Raw genomic sequence first — 24056 nt, 5'->3', positions numbered from 1 at the left:
AATAAGTTGGTGATAAAATGACAGTTCATTTTTATTTAGTTAGACATGGACAAACTCAGTTGAATCGTTGGCATCGATTGCAAGGAATTACAGATTCACCATTGACTAATAAGGGTCAAAGATCAGCGCGTAAATTGGGGCAGCAATTACAGCATGTTAGGTTTGCGGCTGCTTATACCAGTGATCTGGATCGAACTTTAAAAACAGCTAAATTAATTTTACAAGAAAATATTCAACCGCAAATACCAATTTTTCAGGAGCCACGATTGCGGGAATTAAGTTTTGGTGAATACGAAGAAGGTAAAAATCGCCAAGTTCTACCACATTTTTTACAGCAATTAGGACCGTTGAATATTTGGAAAGCAATGTACCATCATCATCATGCGATGGAGCTGACAAATTTATTTCATACAATTGATCAAACTTCACAGATTGAAGATGCACAGCAATTAAGTCAGCGAATTAATTATTTTATGGAGGATTTGGGTGAAAGGTATGCTTCACGACCGACAGAAAGTAATGTCTTAATTGTAGCCCATGCCTTGATCTTATCAGTGTTTATTGAAAGCTTAAATGGAAAAGTGCCACGCCTTTTGATTAAAAATGCTCATGTTTATCGAGTTGACTATGATAATTCGCAGTTTAAACTTTTGGCAATTCCAACTAGCAAACTTAAAGAAGGCAAAAAAGATTGAATCCATTTACGACGAAATTAATTCATCGATTAACCGAAGATCAGGTTGTACCAGGCGTTTCCTATGCAATGAAACAGCGCGATAAATGGCAGCAGGAAGTATTTGGCTATAGTCAGCTGGTGCCAGTGAAAAAGCGATTAAAACCAGGGCAACTATATGATTTAGCGTCATTGACTAAAGTAATTGGGACAACGACGATGATATTACATTTAGTATCAACTGGTAAACTCAGTTTTGAAGATCCAGTTAAAAAATTTTTACCGCAATTTTATGATTGGCGAGTAACGATCAGAGAATTATTGACGCATACTGCGGCTATTACAGGCTACATTTTACATCGAAATCAATTGTCGGCAAGTCAGTTAACGCAAGCATTGTTTACCTTGCATACGGGTGATTGGCTGGGAAAACGGGTCGAATATTCAGATATCGGCTTGATCTTTTTGGGAGAAATCATTGAAACATTTTATCAAAAGCCGGTCCAGCAAGTGATTAGTGAGCATGTATTACAGCCGCTGCAGCTGAAAAGCAGCACTTTTCAGCCAGTTGCAAAAGCCTGTGTTCCAACTTGTTATTCAGCTGAAAAGGGCTTGTTGCAAGGAATTGTGCATGATCCCAAAGCACAAATTCTCCAAGAACATTGCGGTTCAGCGGGCTTGTTTGCTCCATTAAGTGACTTAATGCGTTTTGCAGATTGGCTATTGGCGGATGAATTGCAACCCAAATTATTTTCAGCTGAATTACGCCAATGTTTATTTGCCGATCAGACACCCTCACATGATTTGGGACGTTCATTTGGCTGGGATTTACGTTATGATTCTGTTGGACGGGCTTGCATCTATCATACAGGTTATACTGGAACCTTTATGCTGCTAGACTTAGCAACTAAGCAGGCTTTGATTGTCTTAACGAATCGAATCCATCCCAATGAAAAAAATGATTTATTTTTGAAGCGTCGTGATCAAATCATTACTGCTTATTTGAAAGAAAAAGATCAATAAAAAACAGCGGTCACTGACCGCTGTTTTTACTTAGTATAAGCTAGAAATCTTAATACGTAGGCGAGATTTCTAAGTTTTCGGCCTGATTTAAATCGGCATCTGGATAACGACGTTTTAATGCTATCAACAATAAACGTTTAGCCAATTCGCCATTGCGGGCAAGAATTGGACCATGAAAGTATGAACAGTAGACATTTTTATAAATGGCTCCTTCAGTACCATCTTGCCCGTTGTTGCCATGACCGCTGAGAACTTTGCCCAAAGCTTTTTCATTTTTTCCAAGATAAGTTAAACCATTATGATTTTCAAACCCATGATATTTTTGTCCAGTCTCTTGGTTTTGGATTTCAATATCACCAATAAAGCGGTGGTTGACCTGACTTTTAGTATAATGTGGTAGGGCGCTGATTCCGGCAATCTTTTCGCCTTTAGCACCAATATAATATTCACCTAGCAGTTGGTAACCACCGCAAATGGCCAACATTGGTCCACCAGCTTCGATGAATTTGGTCAATTCAGTTTTTTTATGTTGAATATTATGTGAAACGATCAATTGTTCATAATCTTGTCCGCCGCCAAAAAAAGCTAGATCAAAGTCAGCGGCTTGAAAATCATCATCAAGGCTGATAACTTTGGTAATTAGCTCAACATTCATCTGTTTAGCATAATATTGCAAAACTAAAATATTGCCGATATCACCGTAAGTGTTTAAGAGATCACCATATAAATGAGCAACACGTAATTGATACTTCATCTCATTCCATCCCTTCCTTAAGGTAGCCTTGTTCAGCCATTAATTTTCGCAGTTGCAGCATGGCAGTGTAAGTTGCTAAAACATAAATGTGTTTGGTTGGAACTTGTTTTAGACTTTCAAGAACTGCCGGTAGCGATGCAATTTTTTTAAAATCAGTTTGCTCAGCACCAGCTACTTTTAAGCGAAAAGCAATGTCTTTCCAACGTTCACCACCAGCCAATACCATTGGAATTCGTTCGAATGGCAGCTGCTCAAACCGCCCATCCCAAATCCAACTGGTATCAATACCGTCAGCGTAATTAGCATTTAACAAAACGGCTAGTGAAAATGGTTGCTGGTCAGTTTTGATCATTTGCAAAACTTGATCAAGTCCAACTGGATTTTTGACGAGAATTAAAGTTAATTCTTTATTTTCCAGATTAATAACTTCTTGCCGACCAAAAACTTTTTGATCGTTGGCGTTTAAAGCAGTTGCAATTTCTTCAGCTGGAACATCAAAGAAACATCCAACACTATAAGCGGCTAATGCATTGTAAATATTATAAGTTCCACCAATATGCAAGGTCAGCGGTTGATTATCAATTTTTATAGTTGAGCTGACTGGAGTTTGTTCGGTTAATTCAGTAACAATATGCTGCAATTGCGGCCGAGAAAACCCACAGTTGGGACAATAATATTTTCCCAAATTGCTGTAGGTTAATTGGTGATAATGTAAAATGTGTTGACAATTAGGACATAATAAACCATCAGTATTCGGAGCTGCTTGTAATTCTTGATCATTTCCAAGATCAAATCCATAATAAATTGTCGGATTGGGCAAATCCTTACTATTAAAGATTGGTGCATCTCCATTGGCAATAATTGTCGCCTTGGGTTCTAAACGAATTCCATTTAATATTTTGTCATAAGTTGTATAAATTTCACCATAACGGTCCATTTGATCACGAAAAATATTTGTTAAAACAAAAACTTTCGGATGTAAATAGCGTGTTACCAATTCGACATTTGCTTCATCAGTTTCCAAAATTGCTAATTGTTTGCCACTAGCGGTTTTTTTGGCTGTTAAGAATGCCGTAACAATTCCTTGCTTCATATTTGAACCGCTTGGATTGGTTAAAACATTCTGATAAGTTGTTTGCAAAACTTTTACTGTCAAGGCAGTTGTTAGTGTTTTTCCGTTGGTTCCAGTAATTAAGACTGTTTCGTAGTTAGCTCCCAGAGTCTCTAGGACATCGGGATCAAAAGCTAAAGTGATTTTCCCGGGTAAAGAGGTTCCCCCATGCAGAAAATGATGTAAAAACCAGTGTGAACTTTTCCCAACGGTAATTGCTGCCGTACTTCTTAATGACATGACTGTGTTCCTCCATTCAAAAATGGGTCGTGCTTGTTTAGTACTAGTTTGTATCATATCATAAAATACTGCTAGCAGATGTTTTTTTAGTCTTAAGAAATGGACTTTTGTGCAGAATTTTCCTGCTTAGTGAATTTTCACAGCAAATCATATATACTTAATAGGAAAGTCTAAATTTGGAGTTGTTAGTTGTGGCACAATTATTTTTCCGTTATGGAGCAATGAATAGCGGCAAGAGCATTGAGATTCTTAAAGTTGCACATAATTATGAAGAACAGCAAAAAAAAGTCATGTTGTTGACGAGTGCAGTTGATAATCGTGAGAAAATTGGCGAAATTGCAAGCCGAATCGGTTTAAAACGACAGGCACAGCCGATTTTCGAGCAAACGAATATTTTTGAAATGGCAGCTCAAAGTTCGCAAAAATTAGCTTGTATTTTAGTTGATGAAGCCCAATTTTTAAAAAAACAGCACGTGATTGAGTTGGCACGAATCGTTGATGAATTGAAAATACCCGTGATGACCTTTGGCTTAAAGAATGATTTTCGTAATGAACTATTTGAAGGATCGAAATATTTGCTGCTCTATGCTGACAAGATCGAGGAGATGAAGACGATTTGCTGGTTTTGCAACAAAAAAGCAATCATGAATTTGCGAATCGACAATGGACGGCCGGTTTATAGCGGTGAACAGATAAAAATTGGTGGTAATGAAAGTTACTATCCGGTTTGTCGGCGTCACTATTTGCACCCGGTTTTGAAAGAAACAAGAAATTAGAACTAGGATTTATTTTAATGGAGGAAAGCTGGAATGAATGATTTATTTAAACGACTGCAAACATTGGAGGATCGGTATGAAGAGTTAGGGGAGCTGCTTTCTGATCCGGAAATTATTGCCGATACAGCCAAGTTTACCAAGCTATCAAAAGAAATGGCTGATTTACGGGAAACCGTCGAAAAATATCGTGAATACAAGAAAACAGTCCAAACGATTAAAGACGATGAAGAAATGCTAAATGACAAGCTTGATGATGAAATGGCACAAATGGTTAAAGATGAGTTAGCCCAAGCCAAAGATAAACGTGATCAGCTTGAAGAAAAAATTAAGGTTTTATTGTTGCCTAAAGATCCTAATGATGACAAAAATATTATCATGGAGATTCGTGGAGCTGCTGGCGGTGACGAGGCTAGTTTGTTTGCAGCTGATCTGTTTGAAATGTATTCTAAGTATGCTGAAAAACAGGGATGGACGATTCAAGTTATTGATAAAAATGTAACTGAAGTTGGCGGTTTTAAAGAAATCGCATTGGTGATCAACGGTAAAAGTGTGTATTCCAAACTAAAATACGAAAGCGGTGCTCATCGTGTTCAGCGGGTACCAGTAACGGAATCTGCTGGTCGGGTGCATACTTCAACAGCAACAGTAGTAGTTATGCCTGAAGAAGAAGACGTAGAAATTGATTTGGATCCGAAAGATATTCGCGTTGATGTCTACCGTTCTTCCGGTGCCGGTGGCCAGCATATCAATAAAACTTCATCAGCTGTTCGAATGACACATTTACCAACAGGAATTGTAGTTGCGATGCAGGATCAACGCTCACAACAGCAAAACCGCGAAAAAGCGATGAAAATTCTTAAGGCACGTGTCTATGACTATTATTCTTCACAAGAACAACAGGCTTATGATGCTAACCGTAAATCGGCTGTGGGTACCGGAGATCGTTCTGAACGTATCCGGACTTACAATTATCCGCAAAATCGGGTAACAGATCATCGAATTGGATTAACTCTCAACAAGCTGGATCGAATTATGAATGGTAATTTGGAAGAAGTAATTGATGCATTAATTCTATTTGATCAAACTAAAAAATTGGAGCAGCTGCAAGATGATTAAGCAGCAGCTGACTTATTTTCAAGCACAGCAGTATTTTCAAAAATTAGTCAGCAGTCGCGGTGGCGAGCCGCCGGCAGTAACTGAATTATTACTGGGGATAACCGGCTGGACACCAATTGAATTATTGCGGCAACAGCGTGAATTATTGCCATTGTCTCAGCAACAACAATTAGAAGGGATGATTCAACGTTATTTGACCGGTTGGCCGGTACAGTATCTTTTGGGTCATGCTGCTTTTTTTGGACACGATTTTTTGGTTGATCCGACTGTTTTAATTCCGCGTCCGGAAACCGAGGAATTAGTTGAATGGGTTCTAGCTGATTTTTCACAACAAACGATGTTAAAGGTTGCTGATATCGGGACCGGCAGCGGTGCAATCGGTATTTCGCTTAAATTAGAGCGGCCAAATTGGCAGCTGCTGCTAACTGATTTGTCTCCGGCAGCTTTGCAAACAGCGCAAAAAAATGCTGATCGATTGCAGGCAAAAATTTCTGCGGTTAGTGGTGATTTATTAGCGCCGTTAACCGGCAAATATGATGTGATAGTTTCAAATCCACCATATATTGCCGCTGATGAACGGTCTTTAATGGATCGCAGTGTTTTAGAACACGAGCCGGCAGTAGCATTGTTTGCTGCCGAAAATGGGTTACAGATCTACCGTCGGCTGGCTGAACAATTAGCTGATAAATTAACAGCAACCGGCAGCTTGTATTTGGAAATCGGTTTTCGGCAAGCAGCAGCAGTTAAAAAAATATTTCAATCGCGCTTTCCGATGGCTCAAGTCAGCAGCAAAAAAGATATTGCTGGCAAAGATCGAATGGTACGCGTGCGTTTTACGGGGAGGTAAGATTCTTGTTAATTACTAAAATTTATCAGCCTAGTGAGCTGAAAACAGCTGCTTCGGAATTACAAAAGGGTGAGTTGATTGCTTTCCCGACAGAAACAGTTTACGGCTTAGGTGCTGATGCAACGAACCAGCAGGCAGTTAAACGGGTTTATCTGGCTAAAGGACGACCATCGGATAATCCGTTGATAGTGACAGTTGCTTCGCTGGAAATGGTTCAGCAATACGTGGCAGAAATCAGTTCAGCAGCAAAAAAGCTGATTGACGAATTCTGGCCAGGCCCACTGACTTTGATTTTTAAAATTAAACCTGGTTCACTATCAAAAGCGGTAACTGGCGGTTTAGAAACGGCAGCTTTTCGGATGCCGGCAAATGAAATCACGCGTAAGTTGATTGAATTAACCGGAGTTCCATTGGTTGGACCATCGGCTAATTCATCAGGCAAACCGAGTCCGACAACAGCACAGCACGTTTTTCATGATTTGGAAGGACGAATCGCTGGAATCGTTGATGATGGTCCAACACAAGTCGGAGTTGAGTCAACGATTATTGATATGTCAACTGACCAGCCGGCTGTTTTGCGTCCCGGGGCAGTCACAGTTGTCCAACTTGAAGCTGTCTTGCAGCAGCCGGTAAGCTCAGAGGTACATCAGGTTGGGGCTAAGGAGATACCTAAAGCACCAGGTATGAAATACAAGCACTATGCTCCAGATGCTCAGGTTTTAATGGTGCGGGCTGATCAATGGCCAGCAGCGTTGGCTTGGGCTGCTAAGCAATCGGAAAAAATCGGAGTCATGGCACCGACTGAAATTTTGCAGCAAAAATTACCGCAGCAGTGTTTGCCGTTTGATTTGGGCAATGATGTTGTTTCCGCTAGTCAGCGCTTGTTTGCCGGATTGCGCAATTTTGATGATCGGCAGAAAGTCAATTGGATTTTAGCAGCTGCTTATCCGGAAACCGGGCTGGGTTTGGCATACATGAACCGTTTGAAAAAATCTTCAGGTAATCAATTTTTCAAGTAACAAAATTGTTGGGTTTTAAGTCTGGTCAACTGGCAAATTATTCGCTAAAATATACAAGGATAATAAAGGAGTGGCTAAATTGGGAAAATTTAAAGTTTTAGATCATCCATTGATTCAGCACAAGTTGTCAATTATTCGGGATAAGAATTGCGGTACTCGAGAATTTCGTGAAGTTGTCAATGAAATTGCGGAGTTAATGGCATATGAGGTTTCACGGGATATGCCATTAGAAGATTGTGTAATCGAAACACCAATTGCTAAAGCAAAAATGAAGCATTTGGCAGGCAAAAAGGTTGTAATTGTACCAATTTTGCGGGCTGGTTTAGGAATGGTTGATGGTATCTTAGAATTGATTCCAGCAGCTAAGGTCGGTCATGTCGGTATGTACCGTGACGAAAAAACACTTAAACCAGTCGAGTATTTTGTTAAAATGCCGGATAACTTAGCAAGTCGAGAAATTTTTATTGTTGATCCAATGCTGGCGACTGGCGGTTCGGCAATTATGGCAGTTGATGCTTTAAAGAAACGTGGGGCAGTCAGCATTAAATTTGTCTGTTTAGTTGCAGCTCCTGAAGGGGTTAAAGCTTTGCGCGAAAAGCACCCGGATATTGATATTTTTGCGGCTGCTTTGGACGATCACTTGAATGAGAACGGCTATATTGTCCCTGGATTAGGCGATGCTGGTGACCGATTATTTGGAACCAAGTAACATTCTGGCTAGCTTAGCCAAGAAAAAGCAAGTTTGAGCATAAACACTGAATAAGACTGAGCAAATATTGATTTTGTTGCAGTTTTATTTTTTTTTGCAAACGAGTTAGTCACTTTTCATGTGATTTGCGAATTATTGCACAAATTCATGAAAAAGTGTCGAAAATAAACGCCTCTTTTAATTGGTTTTCTGAAAGATAAGCTGACAAATTGCCATAGAAAACGCTTTTTGACTTTTAAAAACGTTTTGTGTTTTTTGTAAAATGGTGGTATCATTCTCATTGTATTCAGAGATATAATCTTTGGAACTTGTTGTAATTTTCTTTATGTCGCTGGGCGATGCATCTGGAGTGAAAAGAGGTGAAACTTAGTGAACGAAGGAGCTAATGTTCAGACTTTTTTTGGTATTCCTTTCAATATCGGAAATGATGTCCCAGGATTAATTGCTGCGGCCATTGTTTTCTTTTTAATGTTTTTTCTATCAAGAAGAATTGAAATGAAACCAACCGGAAAGCAGAACGTGATTGAGTGGATCATCGATTTTACCAATAGCATAATCAAAAGTACGATGCCGGGTCGAGACGGCCAAAAATTTGGATTATTAATTTTTACGCTGTTTTCTTTTATTTTTGTATCAAACCAACTTGGCTTGATGCTGCAGATCACGGTAAACAATGTCACCTATGTTAAAAGCCCAACTGCGAATGTAATGACGACCATGACATTGGCATTTATGGTTTTACTATTGGCTCATTTTCTAGGAGTTAAAAAATTTGGCTTCAGAGGGTATTTTAAAAATACTTATTTGAGTCCGATTCCTTTTCTGTTACCGATCAGCGTACTAGAGGAATTTACAAATTTTTTGACACTAGCTCTTCGTCTGTATGGGAATATCTATTCCGGCGAAGTTCTGCTGAAATTAATTTATAAATTCAGCAAGGTTTATGGAATTGCTTCATTTGTTCCGGCAGTGCCACTTGAAATTATCTGGCAAGGCTTCTCGGTCTTTATTGGAAGTATCCAAGCCTACGTATTTGTCACATTGACAATGGTTTATATTTCTCAAAAAGTTGAAAAAGAGTAATTAAGGAGGATTTTTATTATGACTTCATTAGCTTTGATTGGTGCAGGTTTAGCTGCAGCCGGTGCGGCAATTGGTGGTGCGATTGGTGATGGCTTGGTTATCGCTAAAATGCTTGAAGGCATGGCACGTCAGCCAGAATTAGAAGGTAAATTAAGAACTAACATGTTTATCGGTGTAGGTTTGGTTGAAGCGGTGCCGATTATTGCCATCGTTATCTCATTCCTCTTGCTTGCCAAGTAGTAACCTTTCGATGTTATTACGATTTGACAAAATAGGAGGTGTCAATCAATGAGCGCAGAATTTTTATTAGGTGCTGCCAGTGGTATTTACTGGGGTGACACGATTTTCTATTTGGTATTATTTTTAGTTTTGGTTGCTTTGATTAAGCACTTTGCTTGGGGTCCAATTACTTCAATGATGGAGAAACGGGCTGAAAAGATTGCTTCAGACATTGATAATGCTGAAGAGTCACGGGCAAAAGCTGAGAAACTTGAAAGCCAGCGTCAAGCAGCTTTGAAGGATTCTCATGTTGAAGCTTCACAAATTATTGATCGTGCTAAAACAAACGGTGAACAGCAAAAATCAAAAATTATTGATGGTGCTCATCAGGAAGTAACAGCACTTAAAGAAAATGCTAAACAAGATATCGCTCGCGAGCGTCAGGATGCACTGGAAAGTGTTAAAGATGATGTTGCTGAGTTGTCTTTGTCAATTGCTTCGAAGGTCATTGTTAAGAATCTTAAGCTGGAAGATCAAAAGGCTTTGATTGATTCTTATATTGAAGGGTTGGGGAAGCAAAATGAAGTTAAATAAAGCAACCGTTGTCCGTCGTTACGGACAAGCTTTGTTTGGCTTAGCTGAAGAACAGCAGCAGCGAACGAAGCTTTTAGCAGAATTAACAGAGTTAAAAACTTTGCTGACAGATAATCCTGATTTGATTAGTTTTTTACTAAGCAAACAGATTGGCTATCAAGAAAAGAAATCTGTTTTGGATATTATAATTAAAGCAGCTTCGCCATTGACAGCTAACTTGTTGCAAATGTTGTTTGATTATAATCGAATTGAGGATCTCAGCGCCATCATTGACGAATATATTCGTTTAAATGATAAGTATGAAAAAACCGTTCATGCGAAGGTAACGACAGCAATTGCACTGGATGATGCTCAAAAGGAGAAATTAGCAGCTTCGTTTGCAAGAGTTGTTGGAGCAAAGAAAGTAATTTTAGAAGATCAAGTCGATCCGGATGTAATTGGTGGGGTCGTTTTGAAATCTAATAATTACATTTTTGATGGTTCATTACGGTTTAAGCTTGCGAAAATTAAGCGGCTGCTATTGAAATAATTTGGTAAAGAGGTGAAACTTCTATGAGCATTAAGGCTGAGGAAATCAGTGCTCTAATTAAACAGCAGTTAGCAAATTATCAAGACGAACTCAAAGTTGACGAAGTCGGAACTGTTACTTATGTTGGTGATGGTATCGCTCGGGCAAATGGGTTAGATAATGTCTTGGCAAGTGAGCTGCTAGAATTTGAAGATGGAACTTACGGGATGGCTCAAAACTTGGAAGTTGACGATGTTGGTATCGTTGTTCTAGGTGATTTCAAAGGTATCCGTGAAGGTGACAGTGTTAAACGTACCGGCCGGATTATGGAAGTTCCTGTAGGTGATCAATTAATCGGTCGGGTTGTTAACCCATTGGGTCAGCCGATTGACGGACTGGGAGATATTAAAACTTCAAAAACACGTCCGGTAGAGAAAAAGGCCCCAGGTGTTATGCAGCGTCAGTCAGTTAAAGAACCGCTGCAAACTGGTATCAAAGCGATTGATGCTCTGGTTCCAATTGGTCGTGGTCAGCGTGAATTAATCATTGGTGACCGTAAGACTGGTAAAACTTCATTAGCAATTGATACGATCATTAATCAAAAACATGAAGATATGATTTGTATTTATGTTGCAATTGGTCAGAAGGAATCAACTGTTCGCAGTCAGGTTGAAACATTACGTCGTTATGGTGCAATGGATTATACGATCGTTATTTCAGCTGGTCCTTCTTCACCAGCTCCGTTGCTTTGGCTGGCACCATATGCTGGCGCTGCAATGGGCGAAGAGTTTATGTATAATGGCAAGCATGTGTTGATCGTTTATGATGATCTATCAAAACAAGCAGATGCTTACCGTGAACTTTCTTTGATCCTTCGTCGTCCGCCTGGTCGTGAAGCTTATCCTGGCGATGTTTTCTATTTACATTCTCGTTTATTAGAAAGAGCTGCCAAGTTAAGCGATAAATTAGGTGGCGGTTCGATGACCGCTTTACCGTTTATTGAAACTAAAGCCGGCGATGTTTCGGCATATATCCCGACAAACGTTATTTCTATCACTGATGGACAGATATTCTTGGATAGTGATAATTTCTATTCTGGTGTTCGTCCAGCGATTGATGCTGGGACATCTGTTTCTCGTGTTGGTGGTGCTGCACAGATTAGTGCAATGAAGAAAGTTGCTGGTACTTTGCGTGTTGACTTGGCTTCATTCCGTGAGTTGGAATCATTTGCACAATTTGGATCTGATTTGGATGCTGCAACGCAGGCTAAATTGAATCGTGGTCGACGGACAGTTGAAGTCTTGAAACAGCCACTGCATGAGCCATTAGCTGTTGAAAAACAAGTCTTGATTCTGTATGCATTGACACATGGTTTCATTGATAATGTTCCGATTGATGATGTAATTCGTTATCAAAATGAATTATTTGAGTTCTTTGATAATAATCATTCAGATTTGCTGAAAGCTATTAAAGACACTGGTAAATTGCCGGATACTGATAAATTGGATAGTGCCCTAAAAGATTTTGCTGCTGCTTTTCAAGCAACCGCAAAATAAGAAAGGGTGGTGAATACTAATGGGAGCTTCATTACAAGAAGTTAAACGGCGAATCAGTTCAACTAAGAAAACAGAACAAATTACTGGAGCAATGCAGATGGTATCAACCGCAAAGTTGAGCCAGATTCAAAAGCATACTACCAGTTATCAAGTTTATTCTGATAAGATTCGTAGTGTGATTACACACTTAGCCCAATCACATCTACTCGATGGTCAGTCAGCTACTTCAGCTGCATCTACTGATGGTAAGCCTAAAGAGGTTACTGGATTAGATATGCTGGTTAAGCGGCCAGTTAAACATTTTGGTGTGATGGTGATCACGTCTGATCGTGGTTTAGTTGGCAGTTATAATAGTAATGTTATTAAACAGACACTGGATTTAATTGCTAAGGGAAACCACACGGTCGAAGACACAGTCATTGTTGCAATTGGTGGAACTGGAGCAGAGTTCTTTAAAAAGCGGGGCTTTAAAGTAGTATTTGAACAACGCGGAATTGCTGATATTCCACGTTTTCAAAATATTCGTAGTTTAGTCAAAGAAATTGTGTCGATGTATGGCGAAGGATTATATGATGAACTTTATGTTTGCTATAACCATTTTGTTAATTCACTGACTTCAGAATTTCGGGCTGAATCAATGCTGCCAATTTCAGCTTTGAATTTAGGTCATGATGATCTAAAGAAAGATCAGGCTGAAGGACCCCATGCAGAGTATGATATGGAACCTTCTAGTGAGGCAATTTTAGAGGTTGTCTTACCACAGTATGCTGAGAGTTTGATTTATGGAGCAATTTTAGATGCTAAAACATCTGAACATGCTTCAAGTTCAACTGCGATGAAATCAGCTACTGATAACGCTAAAGATATTATTTCTTCTTTGCAGCTGCAGTTTAATCGAGCACGCCAGAGTGCAATTACAACTGAAATTACAGAAATTACAGGTGCTCAAGCAGCTCTTGAATGAGATGATGGGAGGAATTAGATAGATGAGTACAGGAAAGGTTGTTCAAGTCATCGGACCTGTCGTTGATGTACAATTTCCTCTTAGCGAATCGTTGCCAGAAATTAACAATGCGTTGCGTGTTAAACGCACCGATGGCTCTGAATTAGTCATCGAAGTGTCACTTGAACTTGGTGATGGTATGATGCGGACTGTTGCGATGGATTCTACTGATGGAGTTCAACGTGGTGCAGACGTTATTGATACTGGATCGTCAATCACAGTGCCAGTTGGTAAAGAAACGCTAGGAAGAGTATTCAACGTTTTAGGCAATCCGATTGATGGCGGGAAAGAATTTGATGACAAAGCTCATCGCAACCCGATCCATCGGAGTGTTCCACCTTACGATCAATTAAATACAAAGATCGAAATTCTTGAAACTGGAATCAAAGTTATTGATTTACTAGCTCCTTATATTAAGGGTGGTAAAATTGGTTTGTTCGGTGGTGCCGGTGTTGGTAAAACCGTTTTGATTCAGGAATTGATTCACAATATCGCCCAAGAACATAATGGTATTTCTGTTTTTACCGGTGTTGGTGAACGTACCCGTGAAGGTAACGATCTTTACTTTGAAATGAAAGAGTCTGGGGTTTTGGAGAAAACCGCCATGGTGTTCGGTCAGATGAACGAGCCGCCTGGTGCCCGGATGCGTGTTGCTTTGACCGGATTAACTATTGCGGAATATTTCCGTGATGTTGAAGGTCAGGATGTGCTGTTGTTTATTGATAATATTTTCCGCTTTACCCAGGCTGGATCTGAAGTATCAGCTTTGTTAGGCCGAATTCCATCAGCCGTTGGTTATCAGCCAACGTTAGCTACTGAAATGGGTCAATTGCAAGAGCGAATTACTTCTACTAAAAAAGGATCAGTTACCTCTATTCAGGCGGTTTATGTCCCGGCTGATGATTATACTGACCCTGCTCCAGCAACAACTTTTGCCCATTTGGATGCTACTACCAACTTGGAAAGAAGTTTGACGCAGCAAGGTATTTATCCGGCTGTGGATCCTTTAGCTTCAACTTCTAGTGCGCTTTCACCTGAAATTGTTGGTGAAGAACATTATGAAGTTGCAACTGAGGTCCAGCATGTTTTGCAGCGTTACCGCGAATTGCAAGATATTATCTCAATTTTAGGTATGGATGAATTATCTGACGATGAAAAAATTATTGTTTCCCGTGCACGGCGCATTCAATTCTTCTTATCACAGAACTTCCACGTTGCTGAACAGTTTACAGGTGTTCCGGGATCATATGTTCCGGTAAAAGAAACTGTGAAGGGCTTTAAGGAAATTTTGGATGGTAAATATGATGATTTGCCGGAAGATGCTTTCCGTTCAGTTGGTCGGATTGAAGAGGTTGTTGAAAAAGCTAAGAAAATGAATGCTAATATTGCTAAATAAGGGGGCAGAGGCAAATGGCTGATCAAAATTTGTTGACCGTCAACGTTGTTACCCCCGATGGCAGTGTTTTTGAAAAACAATCCCCGATGGTTGTCTTTAAAACAACTATCGGTGAATTGGGTGTCTTGCCGAATCATATTCCTTTCCTAGCATCCTTGGCAATCGATGAAATTCGCGTCAAGAAAAACGGATCAGAAGATCAATTTGATGAAATTGCTGTTAGTGGTGGTTTTGTTGAATTTTCTGATAATTTAGCTACAGTTGTAGCTAATAGTGCTGAATGCAAAGAAGATATTGATTCTGAGCGAGCTGCCAGAGCTAGAAAGCGGGCAGAAGAACGATTAGAAAAAGCTAAGCAAACGCACGATGCGGATCAGATGAAGCGTGCCGAGATTTCTTTACGACGGGCTATCAATCGGTTGAATGTGGCTAAGCACTAATTGTTAATTATCTTTTCGAACTGTGCGAATTATTTCGCACAGTTTTTTTTTAGCAAAAAATTAATTAATCATTAAAAGATTACAACTTTATTACATTTTTAAGGACGATTGCTTTTTTTTATGCTATTATGTAAACGAAACTTTGGGAGGATAAAAGATGAAACTTTATGGAATAACTGCTCTACTGAATTTAATCAGCAATTTTGTTTTTATTTTCATTGTCTTTGTTTCGCTTCAATCATTGCGATTGGATCGATATATCGCTCCCGCAAAACAACGAAGTTTCAAATGGTTGTTGATTTTTATAGCTGTTGCTATTGGATATGGCTGTAGCTCATTTTTCTTGGATTTTATTGATAATGTTCGAAATCTTTCGTATTTAGTTTAAATATCATATCAGCATGTGGAGGAGTTCTTTTGGAAAAAATAATTATTCATGGCGGAGCTCGTTTAGCCGGCTCTGTTAAAATTGAAGGTGCTAAAAACGCGGTGTTACCGATTTTGGCGGCCAGTTTATTAGCTAGTGAAGGACAGTTGCAGCTTGATAATGTACCAATTCTGTCTGATGTTCATATGATGAACAATTTGCTACGATTTTTAAATGTTAAAGTGAACTTAGATGAACAGAAAAAAACCGCTGTCTTGGATGCTAGTCATGATTTATCTTATGAAGCACCTTTCAAATATGTTTCCAAAATGCGGGCCTCAATTGTTGTTTTTGGTCCGTTATTAGCTCGCTTGAAACATGCTAAAGTGGCAATGCCTGGTGGCTGTGCCATTGGTTTGCGGCCGATTGATTTGCATTTGAAGGGATTAACCGCAATGGGAGCTGATATTCAGCAGCATGATGGTTATATTGAAGCAACGACAAGTGGATTAAAAGGAGCTAATATTTACCTAGATTTTCCTAGTGTTGGAGCAACGCAAAATATTATGATGGCTGCTACTTTGGCACAAGGAACGACCATAATTGAAAATGTGGCTCGTGAACCGGAAATTGTTGATCTGGCTAATGTTCTCAATCAAATGGGGGCTAAAGTTTCTGGTGCTGGTACCGAACGCATTAAAATTGTTGGAGTTGAACAGTTACATGGAACTAAACATACCGTTATTCAGGATCGAATTGAAGCTGGAACATTTATGACGGCTGCTGCAGCAACTCAAGGAGACATTTTAATCGAAAATGCGATTGTTGAACATAATCGACCTTTAATTTCAAAATTAGAAGAAATGGGAGTTACGGTTAATGAAAGTGCAGCTGGTGTTCGCGTAATTGGACCGGAAAAATTAAAACCAATTACGGTTAAAACCATGCCTTATCCGGGATTTCCAACTGATATGCAACCTCAAATCGCAATCTTACAATTGTTGGCCGATGGGCAAAGTACACTAACGGAAACAGTTTTTGAGAATCGCTTTATGTATCTTGATGAATTGCGGCGAATGAATGCTGACTTCAAAGTTGAAGGTAACACAGCTCTGTTATTTGGACCGGCTAAATTACAAGGAGCACAAGTAGCTGCAACTGATTTGCGAGCAGCAGCAGCTCTAATTTTGGCAGGATTAGCAGCTGATGGCTACACGGAAGTTACGCAATTAAAATATTTAGATCGTGGTTACTATGAATTTCATCAAAAATTAGCGGCTTTAGGTGCTGATATCAAACGAATTAATGTTGATAGTGAACAAACGGTTGTTATGCCAAATGAAATTAATAATTAAGCGGTTAAATTTGCTTTTTCGTTAAACTTACCAACTAGCCATATAGGTACGACAGTATTTATGCTATAATAAAATTTGATTTTGCAGATTTTATTATTTAAATTTAATTTCATACTGCATGTACATAATATTTTTAAAGGAGAAGTGTTATGGCTAAGGATATCGGAATCGATTTAGGAACAGCCAACGTCTTAATCAATGTTAAGGGTAAGGGAATCGTTTTAAATGAGCCTTCCGTGGTAGCAATTGATATTTCAAACGGACGTGTGTTAGCCGTCGGTTCAGAAGCTTATAAGATGGTGGGAAGAACACCAAGTAATATACGGGCAATTCGTCCTTTGAAAGACGGAGTAATTGCTGATTTTGATATGACGGAACAAATGCTTTCATATTTTATAAAGAAATTAAATGTTAAGGGATTTATGTCGAAACCCAATATTTTGATTTGCTGTCCAACAAATACGACGTCAATTGAGCGAAAAGCAATTCGGCAAGCAGCTGAAAAGTCCGGCGGCGGAAATGTTTATCTAGAAGAAGAACCAAAAGTTGCAGCTATCGGAGCTGGATTGGATATTTTTCAACCGCGTGGCAGCATGGTGATCGATATTGGCGGTGGAACTAGTGATATTGCAGTGATTTCACTGGGGGATATTGTTGTCAGCCGTTCATTACGAATTGCTGGTGATCAACTAAATGTTGATATTATGACTTATGTACGTAAAATTCATAGTTTACAGATCGGTGAACATACTGCGGAAAAAGCGAAAATCGAAATTGGAACGGTTTTACCGGATCATCGCAGCAAAGAAATGGAAATTCGCGGTCGTGATGTGGTTAATGGATTGCCACGGACAATTACATTGTCTTCAAATCAGATTGAAAAAGCTTTACATGATACTATGTTATCTGTAATTGATGCGGCTAAAGAAGTTTTGGAACAGACACCACCTGAACTAGCCGCCGATATTATTGATCGGGGAGTTATTTTGACTGGTGGCGGTGCTTTGCTGGATGGTACAGACCAGCTGTTTGCTAATCATTTGAAAGTTCCAGTAACGGTTGCAGAAACACCGCTGGATGACGTTGCAATGGGGACGGGTTATTTGTTGGAACATATTGAAAAAAGTCAAAGCAAGAAAACAAAGAAATAAACAGCTCGGGGAGGATTCACTTGAAACGAATTTTGTTATTATTGATTCGTGGCTATCAAAAGGGGATTTCTCCTTTTTTTCCGCCCAGTTGTCGTTACTACCCAACTTGTTCGCATTATACCTTTACCGCAATTGAACGTTTTGGTGCCTTAAAGGGAAGTTTGATGGGGGTGGCACGACTGCTTAGGTGTCATCCTTTTGTCAAGGGCGGGTATGACCCGGTGCCAGATCATTTTTCTGTACGTCGTAATACCGTAAAAGATGATCATAAATAGAAATTAATATGTAAATCGGAGGACCAAAGTGTCAAAAAAAGAAAAAAATATTGAAGTTGTTGAAGAAGAAAAAAGTTTAAATGGCCAAACAATTTTGGAACTAAAAATCGCTGAAAAAATTTTAGGACAAATAATTCCTGATGGTCAGCGCTTTCAAGCGGTTTTTCCAGATAAATCAATCTTTCGGACAGTTTCTCAAAAAGAGGCTGTTAACTTGTTGCTGCGAAATTATCACTTGCACCGCTTAGATTAGATTTCGGTTTAGTTTTGGTGGAGAGGAGAGACGTTTTTGACGGAAAAAAGAACTCGAAGCGAAGAAAACGAAGATGCACGGATTGATTATGGAATTATTTTTTCAGTATTGGTTTTGGCAGTGATCGGAATGGGTTCGATTTTTGTTGCAGCGGGCCATGATACTAGTACAACTAGTGTCAGCCGTGCTTTATTGATGCAATTTATTTGGTATGCAATCGGAATTGGTGCTGTTGTGATACTGATGCAATTTGATGCTGAACAATTATGGAAGCTGGCTCCAATTGCTTATGGAGTCGGCATCACCTTGATGCTGTCATTGCTTGTTTTTTATAGTCGATCGTACTATGTGTCAACAGGAGCTAAAAGTTGGTTTGCAATTGGAAGCTTAACTTTTCAACCGTCTGAAGTTATGAAACCGGCATTCATCATGATGCTGGCGCGGGTAATTTCGCGACATAATAATGAATATGTTGAGCACACCGTTACAACCGATTGGCACTTGTTGGGCAAAATGTTTTTGTGGACACTGCCAATTGCAATCCTCTTAAAATTGCAAAATGACTTTGGAACGATGTTGGTTTTTATTGCTATTCTTGGTGGAATGATTTTAGTTTCTGGAATTACTTGGAAAATAATCCTGCCGGTTGCAGGAACATTTTTAGTATTAGGGACAGCGGCGATTCTCTTGGTAATTTATGGACGCGGCATTTTAGCTGATATTGGTTTTAAAGTTTATCAGTTTCAGCGAATTGAAGCTTGGCTTAATCCGTCAGCTAATACTTCATCCAGCAGTTACCAGCTATGGCAGAGCATGAAAGCAATCGGTTCAGCGGGAATTTTTGGTAAAGGCTTCAATGTTTCCAATGTATATGTTCCTGTTAGAGAATCTGATATGATTTTTTCTGTCATTGGTGAAAATTTTGGTTTTATTGGTGGCTGTGTTTTAATCTTTTTGTATTTGTTATTGATTTTCCAAATGATTCAAGTTACTTTTGATACCAAAAATGAATTTTACGCGTATCTTTCAACTGGTGTTATTATGATGATTTTGTTTCATGTTTTTGAAAACATCGGCATGAGTATTGGATTGTTACCATTGACAGGTATTCCGTTGCCTTTTATCAGTCAGGGTGGTTCAGCCTTGATTGGAAATATGATTGGGATTGGTTTAATTATGTCGATGCGTTATCATAACAAGAGCTATATGTTCAGTACAAGTAAGGAATTTCATTGATTTTTGAAGACTTAATCTACTGAATTTTAATTAATAGCGACTATAATGGTGGTTGAAAGGATGATGATAAGTGAAAACTTTTTATTGTTATAACCGTTGTTCAACTTGTGCTAAGGCCCGTAAATGGCTGCAGGCAAATCAAGTCGAGTTTAATGAAATTGATATCGTTAAAACTCCCCCAACTGCTGATCAGTTACTGCAACTGATTGAGTTAAAGCAGCATCCGCTTAAATATTTTTTTAATACTAGCGGGATCAAATATCGTGAATTGCATTTAAAAGATAAAATTGATCAGCTGGATGCTAAAGCAGCCAGTGAATTGTTGGCCAGCGATGGCAAGCTGATTAAGCGTCCCTTGATGATTGAAGGCGACCATTTTACTTGTGGTTTTAAACCAGATATTTATCAAAGTGAATGGCAGGCATAGTTTTATTTATTTTTTAAAGATAATTCTTCTAAAAATAATTGATTAATACTGATAGATTAGGGAAGCAACTCAATTTGAGTTGCTTTTTCTAATTGAAAATGATTCGCAATTAAGCTAGAATTAAAGAGTAATTTAAATTGGAGGAATTTACCATGTCAACACTTGAAGTTAAGAATCTACATGTAACGATTGAAGGTAAAAAAATTCTCAAAGGTGTTAACCTAGTTATGCATACTGGTGAGATCCATGCCATTATGGGTCCTAATGGGACTGGTAAATCAACTTTATCAGAAACGATTATGGGTAATCCAGCATATAAAGTAACTCAGGGAGAAATTTTTTTAGACGGTAAAGATATTTTAAAAATGCCAGTTGATGAACGTGCGCGTGCTGGGCTATTTTTGGCGATGCAGTATCCAGCAGAAATTCCTGGTATAACAAATGCGGAATTTATTCGGGGTGCGATTAATGCGCGACGGCCGCAAGATGATCAACTGCCAATCCGCCAATTCTTAAAAGATTTGGATCAAGCAATGGAAGTACTTGATATGACTGAAGAGATGGCTGAACGCCATTTGAATGAAGGTTTTTCCGGCGGTGAAAAGAAACGCAATGAAATTTTGCAGTTAATGATGATCAAACCCAAATTCGCGATCTTGGATGAAATTGATTCCGGTTTGGATATCGATGCTTTAAAAGTCGTTTCACGCGGTGTTAATCAGATGCGGGGACCAGAATTCGGCTCACTGATTATTACTCACTATCAGCGCTTATTAAATTATATTGTGCCAGATGTGGTTCATGTGATGATGGATGGAAGAATTGTCAAGCAAGGCGGGCCTGAACTGGCAAAGAAACTGGAAGACGAAGGTTATGCTGGTTTGCGTGATGAACTGGGATTGGACATTAAATTAGTTGATGAAGACGCGTAGAAGGGATGTGAGAAAATGACAATTGATCTGCAAAAATATCCCGCAATTGCTGCCTACGCGGCTCAGACAAATGAACCGGCTTGGTTTTCGGAACTGCGCGTTAAAGCTTTGCAAGCAGCTGCTGATCTGGAATTGCCGACCTTTGGCAAAATTCGTTATCAGCGGTGGCCCGTTCAAATAAAGCGTCCACTAGCTTATCAAGCTTCTGATCCACAGCTGTTAAGTGATGTAAAATTACAATCAGCTAAACATATCATTATTCAGTTAGGGCAAACAACGGTTAGGCAGCAGGGACTAACTGAATTGGCAGCTCAAGGCGTGATTGTCTGTGACTGGCAAACAGCCCTTAAAGAACATCCTGAATTAATTAAAAAGTACTTTATGCAAAAAGCCATTAAATACGATCAAGATCTATTGACGGCACAACATGTTGCCGGAGTAACAAGTGGTTTATTGGTTTATGTACCTAAAAATACAGTTTTGAATGAACCAATTACAAGCTACTTTATTCAAGATGCTACGCAAAAACAGGATTGCGTTCATCATGTTATTTTGTTGGCTGATGAAAATAGCGAAGTTTCCTATTTGGAAAATCTGACAACTATTGGTGATCAACCAACGACTGCCAGTATAGTTGTTGAGGTGATTGCTAAAGCCGGCAGTCATGTGAAATTTGCCAGCGTTGATCGTTTAGGTGCTAAAACTACGACATATCTTAATCGACGTGGTCATTTGGATGATGATGCTAAGATTGACTGGTCAATGGGAATGATGAATGATGGCAATATTGTTGGTGATTTTGATTCAGATTTAATTGGTTCCGGTTCGCATGCCGAAGTTAAAGTAATTGCTATCTCAACTGGGCGGCAAGTTCAAGGAATTGATACCCGAGTAACTAACTATGGCAAGCATACAATTGGTCATATCTTACAGCATGGTGTCATTTTGTCGCGTTCTAGCTTGATTTTTAACGGAATTGGTCACATTATCAAGGGTGCTAAAGGCGCTAATGCCCAGCAGGAAAGCCGAATCTTGATGTTATCTAAAAAAGCTAAGGGTGATGCCAATCCGGTTTTATTGATTGATGATAACGATGTTCAAGCGGGGCATGCAGCCAGTATTGGCCGTGTCAATGCAGAGCAGTTGTATTATTTGATGAGTCGGGGATTGCCGCAAAAGATTGCTGAACGTTTAGTAATTCGTGGCTTTTTAGGACCAGTTTTAGAGGTGATTCCATCTGATTCTATTCGAGAACAATTAAGAGATACCATTGAAAGGAAGCTTGTTAATGGTCAAAGAGATGAGTAACTACCGTGCTGATTTTCCCATTTTACAGCAAAAGGTTAATGATGAACCACTGGTTTATTTAGACAACGCAGCCACCGCTCAAAAGCCTAAGGCGGTCGTTGAAGCACTTGAATATTATTATTATCATGATAATGCTAATGTTCATCGCGGAGTGCATACACTGGCTGAACGAGCAACTGAGCAGTTTGAGGCGGTTAGACAAAAAGTAGCTAATTTTATCAATGCCCCCAGCAGCCAAGAAATTGTTTATACTAAAGGCACCACTGAAGCTTTGAATTGGGTAGCTGCCAGTTATGGTGCAACGCATGTTAAAGCTGGTGATGAGATCGTAATTTCTTATATGGAACATCACAGTAATTTGGTACCATGGCAGCAATTAGCCCAAAAAACAGGTGCTGTTTTGAAGTATATCGATTTCACAGCAACAGGTGAGCTGGATTTAAACAGTGCTGAACAACAAATTACTGATAAAACTGCTATCGTTGCTTTAACACAGGCATCAAATGTTTTAGGTGTAATTAATCCAATCAAACAAGTTGCCGCACTTGCCCATCAGCATGGTGCCATAATGGTTGTTGATGGAGCGCAGTCAACACCACACATAAAAGTTGATGTTCAAGCTTTGGATGCTGACTTTTATGCATTTTCCGGTCACAAATTAATGGCTCCAACTGGAATTGGAATCTTATGGGGAAAAAGTGAGTTATTGGCAGATATGCCACCGCTGGAATTTGGTGGTGAAATGATTGACTGGGTGCAGCTGCAAAAAACAACTTTCAAAGCGGCTCCTTGGAAATTTGAAGGTGGTACACAAAATATCGCCGGAGTGATCGGACTGGGTGCAGCAATCGATTATCTTTCAGCAATTGGGATGGATCGAATTGCCGCACACGAACGGCAGCTGGTTGATTATTTATTACCGGCTTTATTGGAAATACCAGGAGTAACTGTTTATGGACCACATGATCCAGCTAAACACACAGGGGTAATTTCCTTTAATCTGGATAACTTACATCCACATGACGTAGCAACTGCTCTTGATATGGAAGGTGTAGCAGTCCGTGCCGGCCACCATTGCGCACAGCCGCTGATGGAGCACTTAAAAGTTGCAGCAACGGTCAGAGCAAGTTTATACTTATACAATAACCTTGAGGATGCGCAACGTTTAGTGAAAGCTCTCAAAGCAACAAAGGAGTTCTTTAATCATGGCACTGTCTAAATTAGATAATTTATATCGCCAAGTCGTATTAGACCATGCGATGCACCCGCATCATCATGGTTCATTAAAGCGGGCTGACCATCAAATGGAGATTCGCAATCCAACGTGTGGGGATGTGCTGAATGTTGAGGTTGCTTTAAAAGATGGCAAAGTCAGTGAAATTGCTTTTTCAGGATCCGGTTGCACGATCAGTCAGGCTTCAGCCAGCATGATGACTGATGAAGTTATTGGCAAAACACCTGCCCAAATCAGTCAAATGGTTGAAACTTTTTCTGAAATGGTGATCGGCAATCCACCGGCAGACTATGAAAAACTATTAGGAGATGCAGCGATTTTAGAAGGTGTAGCCAAGTTTCCTGCCCGAATTAAGTGTGCGACGCTGGCTTGGAAAGCAGTTTATCAAGCAGTTGGAAATGAAAATGGCGAAGCTTCAGCAGGAATTATGCGGCATGAGCAGTTATAGAAG

Annotated in this window: 28 protein-coding genes; 26 read left to right on the top strand and 2 right to left on the bottom strand. The window is 39.4% G+C overall.

Annotated features, from left to right (window positions below; all coding sequences use genetic code 11):
- Window positions 1-17: 17 nt before the first annotated feature.
- Both FC89_RS10725 and FC89_RS10720 read left to right on the top strand, forming a co-directional pair.
- On the top strand, window positions 18-695 hold the full coding sequence (locus FC89_RS10725) for a histidine phosphatase family protein (RefSeq protein WP_057872540.1): 678 nt from the start codon (window positions 18-20) through the stop codon (window positions 693-695).
- A complete protein-coding gene (locus FC89_RS10720) occupies window positions 692-1696 on the top strand; it encodes a serine hydrolase domain-containing protein (RefSeq protein ID WP_057872539.1) in 1005 nt (334 codons plus the stop codon). The genes FC89_RS10725 and FC89_RS10720 overlap by 4 nt, the downstream gene beginning before the upstream one ends.
- Before the next feature lie 49 nt (window positions 1697-1745).
- Here the strand turns inward: FC89_RS10720 and FC89_RS10715 are convergent, their stop codons facing one another.
- Entirely contained in the window at window positions 1746-2450 is a 705-nt protein-coding gene (locus tag FC89_RS10715; protein WP_057872538.1) for a type 1 glutamine amidotransferase, read from the bottom strand.
- Window position 2451: 1 nt separating this feature from the next.
- A complete protein-coding gene (locus FC89_RS10710) occupies window positions 2452-3801 on the bottom strand; it encodes a Mur ligase family protein (protein WP_057872537.1) in 1350 nt (449 codons plus the stop codon).
- A gap of 191 nt (window positions 3802-3992) precedes the next feature.
- On the opposite strand from FC89_RS10710, the gene FC89_RS10705 reads away from it, so the two are divergent.
- The 24 genes from FC89_RS10705 to sufU all read left to right on the top strand — a co-directional run bounded on the left by FC89_RS10705 (window position 3993) and on the right by sufU (window position 24053).
- Window positions 3993-4577: a thymidine kinase gene (locus FC89_RS10705; protein WP_057872653.1), complete on the top strand. Its 585-nt coding sequence runs from the start codon at window positions 3993-3995 to the stop codon at window positions 4575-4577.
- Between the two features lie 33 nt (window positions 4578-4610).
- Window positions 4611-5693: a peptide chain release factor 1 gene (gene prfA / locus FC89_RS10700; RefSeq protein ID WP_057872536.1), complete on the top strand. Its 1083-nt coding sequence runs from the start codon at window positions 4611-4613 to the stop codon at window positions 5691-5693.
- Window positions 5686-6540 (top strand): peptide chain release factor N(5)-glutamine methyltransferase, encoded by an 855-nt coding sequence (gene prmC, locus FC89_RS10695; protein ID WP_057872535.1) that lies wholly within the window; start codon window positions 5686-5688, stop codon window positions 6538-6540. The genes prfA and prmC overlap by 8 nt, the downstream gene beginning before the upstream one ends.
- A gap of 5 nt (window positions 6541-6545) precedes the next feature.
- Complete coding sequence (locus FC89_RS10690; RefSeq protein ID WP_057872534.1) at window positions 6546-7559, top strand: L-threonylcarbamoyladenylate synthase; 1014 nt, start codon at window positions 6546-6548, stop codon at window positions 7557-7559.
- 79 nt (window positions 7560-7638) lie between these two features.
- Window positions 7639-8268 carry a uracil phosphoribosyltransferase gene (upp, locus tag FC89_RS10685; RefSeq protein ID WP_057872533.1) on the top strand — a complete coding sequence of 210 codons (630 nt, stop codon included), beginning with the start codon at window positions 7639-7641 and terminating at the stop codon, window positions 8266-8268.
- A gap of 369 nt (window positions 8269-8637) precedes the next feature.
- Entirely contained in the window at window positions 8638-9351 is a 714-nt protein-coding gene (gene atpB, locus FC89_RS10680) for a F0F1 ATP synthase subunit A (protein ID WP_057872532.1), read from the top strand.
- A gap of 18 nt (window positions 9352-9369) precedes the next feature.
- Entirely contained in the window at window positions 9370-9591 is a 222-nt protein-coding gene (gene atpE / locus FC89_RS10675; protein ID WP_057872531.1) for a F0F1 ATP synthase subunit C, read from the top strand.
- Between the two features lie 48 nt (window positions 9592-9639).
- On the top strand, window positions 9640-10164 hold the full coding sequence (atpF, locus tag FC89_RS10670; RefSeq protein WP_057872530.1) for a F0F1 ATP synthase subunit B: 525 nt from the start codon (window positions 9640-9642) through the stop codon (window positions 10162-10164).
- Window positions 10151-10693, top strand: a complete 543-nt coding sequence (gene atpH / locus FC89_RS10665) for an ATP synthase F1 subunit delta (protein WP_057872529.1) — start codon at window positions 10151-10153, stop codon at window positions 10691-10693. Before atpF ends, atpH begins: the two co-directional genes overlap by 14 nt.
- 23 nt (window positions 10694-10716) lie before the next feature.
- Window positions 10717-12228 carry a F0F1 ATP synthase subunit alpha gene (gene atpA / locus FC89_RS10660; RefSeq protein WP_057872528.1) on the top strand — a complete coding sequence of 504 codons (1512 nt, stop codon included), beginning with the start codon at window positions 10717-10719 and terminating at the stop codon, window positions 12226-12228.
- 19 nt (window positions 12229-12247) lie between these two features.
- The gene (locus FC89_RS10655) at window positions 12248-13192 is read left to right on the top strand and encodes a F0F1 ATP synthase subunit gamma (RefSeq protein WP_057872527.1); all 945 of its coding nucleotides are present in this window, start codon (window positions 12248-12250) and stop codon (window positions 13190-13192) included.
- A 22-nt stretch (window positions 13193-13214) separates the two neighbouring features.
- A complete protein-coding gene (atpD, locus tag FC89_RS10650) occupies window positions 13215-14627 on the top strand; it encodes a F0F1 ATP synthase subunit beta (RefSeq protein WP_057872526.1) in 1413 nt (470 codons plus the stop codon).
- A gap of 14 nt (window positions 14628-14641) precedes the next feature.
- On the top strand, window positions 14642-15067 hold the full coding sequence (locus FC89_RS10645; RefSeq protein ID WP_057872525.1) for a F0F1 ATP synthase subunit epsilon: 426 nt from the start codon (window positions 14642-14644) through the stop codon (window positions 15065-15067).
- Window positions 15068-15224: 157 nt separating this feature from the next.
- On the top strand, window positions 15225-15455 hold the full coding sequence (locus FC89_RS10640) for a DUF1146 family protein (RefSeq protein ID WP_057872524.1): 231 nt from the start codon (window positions 15225-15227) through the stop codon (window positions 15453-15455).
- 29 nt (window positions 15456-15484) lie between these two features.
- Complete coding sequence (murA, locus tag FC89_RS10635; RefSeq protein ID WP_057872523.1) at window positions 15485-16789, top strand: UDP-N-acetylglucosamine 1-carboxyvinyltransferase; 1305 nt, start codon at window positions 15485-15487, stop codon at window positions 16787-16789.
- Between the two features lie 149 nt (window positions 16790-16938).
- Complete coding sequence (gene mreB / locus FC89_RS10630) at window positions 16939-17940, top strand: rod shape-determining protein (RefSeq protein ID WP_057872522.1); 1002 nt, start codon at window positions 16939-16941, stop codon at window positions 17938-17940.
- Window positions 17941-17960: 20 nt separating this feature from the next.
- Complete coding sequence (yidD, locus tag FC89_RS10625) at window positions 17961-18215, top strand: membrane protein insertion efficiency factor YidD (RefSeq protein WP_057872521.1); 255 nt, start codon at window positions 17961-17963, stop codon at window positions 18213-18215.
- 28 nt (window positions 18216-18243) lie between these two features.
- Complete coding sequence (locus FC89_RS10620; RefSeq protein WP_057872520.1) at window positions 18244-18468, top strand: DUF2969 domain-containing protein; 225 nt, start codon at window positions 18244-18246, stop codon at window positions 18466-18468.
- Between the two features lie 36 nt (window positions 18469-18504).
- Window positions 18505-19704: an FtsW/RodA/SpoVE family cell cycle protein gene (locus tag FC89_RS10615; protein ID WP_057872519.1), complete on the top strand. Its 1200-nt coding sequence runs from the start codon at window positions 18505-18507 to the stop codon at window positions 19702-19704.
- Window positions 19705-19774: 70 nt separating this feature from the next.
- A complete protein-coding gene (locus FC89_RS10610) occupies window positions 19775-20131 on the top strand; it encodes an arsenate reductase family protein (RefSeq protein ID WP_057872518.1) in 357 nt (118 codons plus the stop codon).
- A gap of 152 nt (window positions 20132-20283) precedes the next feature.
- Window positions 20284-21063 carry a Fe-S cluster assembly ATPase SufC gene (gene sufC, locus FC89_RS10605; protein ID WP_057872517.1) on the top strand — a complete coding sequence of 260 codons (780 nt, stop codon included), beginning with the start codon at window positions 20284-20286 and terminating at the stop codon, window positions 21061-21063.
- Window positions 21064-21078: 15 nt separating this feature from the next.
- Window positions 21079-22371 carry a Fe-S cluster assembly protein SufD gene (gene sufD / locus FC89_RS10600; protein ID WP_057872516.1) on the top strand — a complete coding sequence of 431 codons (1293 nt, stop codon included), beginning with the start codon at window positions 21079-21081 and terminating at the stop codon, window positions 22369-22371.
- Window positions 22352-23590 carry a cysteine desulfurase gene (locus FC89_RS10595; RefSeq protein ID WP_057872515.1) on the top strand — a complete coding sequence of 413 codons (1239 nt, stop codon included), beginning with the start codon at window positions 22352-22354 and terminating at the stop codon, window positions 23588-23590. Before sufD ends, FC89_RS10595 begins: the two co-directional genes overlap by 20 nt.
- The gene (gene sufU / locus FC89_RS10590; RefSeq protein ID WP_057872514.1) at window positions 23577-24053 is read left to right on the top strand and encodes a Fe-S cluster assembly sulfur transfer protein SufU; all 477 of its coding nucleotides are present in this window, start codon (window positions 23577-23579) and stop codon (window positions 24051-24053) included. Before FC89_RS10595 ends, sufU begins: the two co-directional genes overlap by 14 nt.
- The last annotated feature ends 3 nt before the right edge of the window (window positions 24054-24056 follow it).

Source organism: Liquorilactobacillus ghanensis DSM 18630 (assembly GCF_001435235.1).
Lineage (GTDB): Bacteria > Bacillota > Bacilli > Lactobacillales > Lactobacillaceae > Liquorilactobacillus > Liquorilactobacillus ghanensis.
This window is presented reverse-complemented; position numbering and strand designations above follow the sequence as displayed.

What these genes read in the sequence shown, in the direction of transcription:
- FC89_RS10725 (WP_057872540.1), top strand. Translation starts at nt 18, where the DNA reads ATGACAGTTCATTTTTATTTAGTTAGACATGGACAAACTCAGTTGAAT.
- FC89_RS10645 (WP_057872525.1), top strand. Translation starts at nt 14,642, where the DNA reads ATGGCTGATCAAAATTTGTTGACCGTCAACGTTGTTACCCCCGATGGC.
- FC89_RS10715 (WP_057872538.1), bottom strand. Translation starts at nt 2,450, where the DNA reads ATGAAGTATCAATTACGTGTTGCTCATTTATATGGTGATCTCTTAAAC.
- atpE (WP_057872531.1), top strand. Translation starts at nt 9,370, where the DNA reads ATGACTTCATTAGCTTTGATTGGTGCAGGTTTAGCTGCAGCCGGTGCG.
- sufU (WP_057872514.1), top strand. Translation starts at nt 23,577, where the DNA reads ATGGCACTGTCTAAATTAGATAATTTATATCGCCAAGTCGTATTAGAC.
- atpD (WP_057872526.1), top strand. Translation starts at nt 13,215, where the DNA reads ATGAGTACAGGAAAGGTTGTTCAAGTCATCGGACCTGTCGTTGATGTA.
- FC89_RS10640 (WP_057872524.1), top strand. Translation starts at nt 15,225, where the DNA reads ATGAAACTTTATGGAATAACTGCTCTACTGAATTTAATCAGCAATTTT.
- atpH (WP_057872529.1), top strand. Translation starts at nt 10,151, where the DNA reads ATGAAGTTAAATAAAGCAACCGTTGTCCGTCGTTACGGACAAGCTTTG.
- FC89_RS10595 (WP_057872515.1), top strand. Translation starts at nt 22,352, where the DNA reads ATGGTCAAAGAGATGAGTAACTACCGTGCTGATTTTCCCATTTTACAG.
- mreB (WP_057872522.1), top strand. Translation starts at nt 16,939, where the DNA reads ATGGCTAAGGATATCGGAATCGATTTAGGAACAGCCAACGTCTTAATC.
- sufD (WP_057872516.1), top strand. Translation starts at nt 21,079, where the DNA reads ATGACAATTGATCTGCAAAAATATCCCGCAATTGCTGCCTACGCGGCT.
- prfA (WP_057872536.1), top strand. Translation starts at nt 4,611, where the DNA reads ATGAATGATTTATTTAAACGACTGCAAACATTGGAGGATCGGTATGAA.
- FC89_RS10710 (WP_057872537.1), bottom strand. Translation starts at nt 3,801, where the DNA reads ATGTCATTAAGAAGTACGGCAGCAATTACCGTTGGGAAAAGTTCACAC.
- atpA (WP_057872528.1), top strand. Translation starts at nt 10,717, where the DNA reads ATGAGCATTAAGGCTGAGGAAATCAGTGCTCTAATTAAACAGCAGTTA.
- FC89_RS10655 (WP_057872527.1), top strand. Translation starts at nt 12,248, where the DNA reads ATGGGAGCTTCATTACAAGAAGTTAAACGGCGAATCAGTTCAACTAAG.
- prmC (WP_057872535.1), top strand. Translation starts at nt 5,686, where the DNA reads ATGATTAAGCAGCAGCTGACTTATTTTCAAGCACAGCAGTATTTTCAA.
- atpF (WP_057872530.1), top strand. Translation starts at nt 9,640, where the DNA reads ATGAGCGCAGAATTTTTATTAGGTGCTGCCAGTGGTATTTACTGGGGT.
- sufC (WP_057872517.1), top strand. Translation starts at nt 20,284, where the DNA reads ATGTCAACACTTGAAGTTAAGAATCTACATGTAACGATTGAAGGTAAA.